Here is a 1,927-nt window from a genome sequence, read left to right as displayed (position 1 = left end):
AGCAAAAATGTTAGGAAAAGAAGATGGTGAACATGTTTTATTCGAGGAGTTGTTGTCGATTGTGACTGCGATTTCTAACCTATCTAGTTTGCCTCTAACAGTAGATATTGAATCTGGTTATGGAGATTCTTCAGAAGTAATCGCTGAAAACATAATTGAATTAGCGAAGGTCGGGGTTGTAGGTGTGAACATAGAAGACAGTACAGTTGTTCAAGGTGAAAGGCTATTATGTGATGAAATTGAGTTCGCCAACAAACTCAAATCGGTTAAAGCCATACTAAACCAAATGAATATTACAATGTTTGTTAATGTAAGGAGCGATACTTATTTACTCAATATTGAAGACGCTCTCGAAGTGAGTATAGACAGAATAGCAATGTACCAACGTGCAGGTGCAGATGGTATTTTCTTGCCATGCCTTAAATTTCCTAATGATATCAGGGCTGTCGTAGCAAGCACTGAACTACCGATTAACGTTATGTGTGTGCCCGACCTTCCGGACTTTGAGATGTTAGAAAGATTAGGTGTAAAACGTATTAGTATGGGTAACTTTTTACATGAAGCGATGCTGGATTCTTTCTCTTCTATGTTATCTTCGATCGTCTCGGAAAAGTCTTTTGGACAATTGTTCAAATAGGATTTGGAATTTGTGTGAGCAATTACATACACGCGTTTAAGGCATCAAAATACTTTCCATTATCTAATCATAGTGCGTTAGAGCTAAAAATCTAACGCATTTATGCCCCGAAATGCGTTAGTGATAGCACTCAGGCGGTTCAGATCCAACCAAAATCGCCTTACTTTTTCTAATCTTTCTTGGCCGCTTTACTTGTCGCCCAAAAGGCTGATTGCCTATACAGGTATAACTGATTTGCTCAAAATTGAGATAATTCTGGCGTCAAAGGATGCGTAAAATGAGCTTTTTACGCATCGATAATTTTGTAACATTCGAGAAAACCCATACATATCAATCTACTGCGAAACATTGAAAAGTGTTGTATAGACCTCGTAAACCAAGACGCATTCTTTCTACGACAGTATTTTGAGTGTTAATTACGCACTCAAGAAAATATTCGATTTACAACAATGACTTAGCGATGGTACCTTGGGAGTTTGAATTGGGCAGCCTGGAACGTTATCGAGCTGCTATTGAATAAGAAGTTAGGCGAAACTCATATTAAGGCATACCTGTGACGATAAAGGTTTTCTATTCTTGGCAAAGTGATAACAATGCGAAATACAATCGGTACTTTCAATTAGATTGTCTTAAAGCTGCTATAAAAAAAGTGAATCAAGAATTCGATCTTAAAGAATCAATGCGAGAAGATCACGACACAAAAGGTGTTCCGGGGTCTCCTGATATAGCTACAACTATTTTATCTAAAATAGAAAGCAGTGATATTTTTATTGGTGATATTACTTTTGTGGCATTCTCTGAGAATGACAGAGCATTATCTAACCCAAATGTATTAATAGAATTAGGCTATGCAATGCATGCTTTGGGTGATGAAAGAGTTATTAATGTAATTAATACTTCCTTTGGTGAGGCGGAGGGAAATATACCTTTTGATTTAGCTCATAAGCGTTGGCCTATTAGTTATGAATTAAGTGATAAAAACATCTCTGACAAAGCTCTAGTTAAGGAAAGACTAATAGATTCATTTGTTAGTGCATTAAAACCCTACGCTAAACAACCGAAAGTCGTAGGCCCTAAATTTTCCAGTAATGGTGAAAAAGTTAAACACCAAGAAGCTGTGAGACAGCAGTTATCTGAATATATTCAAAAAATAAATCACGAGAAACTAAGGCGTAGGGTTATTCTCCGCGACTTAGACCGCGTAGATAACTACCCTGATGTATCAGATGATGATGGAATATCTCCTTGGTTTAAGGTCGAGCTAGCTCAACTTTACCACCGAGGAGTACA

At 37.3% G+C, this 1,927-nt stretch carries 2 protein-coding genes; both read left to right on the top strand.

Translation table 11 applies throughout. The features are described 5' to 3' along the window. On the top strand, positions 1-637 hold a 637-nt coding region (locus CXF82_RS01305; RefSeq protein WP_102043546.1), incomplete at its 5' end, for an isocitrate lyase/PEP mutase family protein. Positions 638-1,190: 553 nt separating this feature from the next. Then, a partial coding sequence (locus tag CXF82_RS01300) for a hypothetical protein (protein ID WP_102043545.1) occupies positions 1,191-1,927 on the top strand: 737 nt, incomplete at its 3' end.

It is taken from the genome of Shewanella sp. GutDb-MelDb (assembly GCF_002836075.1).
Classification (GTDB): Bacteria; Pseudomonadota; Gammaproteobacteria; order Enterobacterales; family Shewanellaceae; genus Shewanella.
Note: the sequence above shows the minus strand (reverse complement) of the source record. Positions and strands in the feature narration are given on the sequence as shown.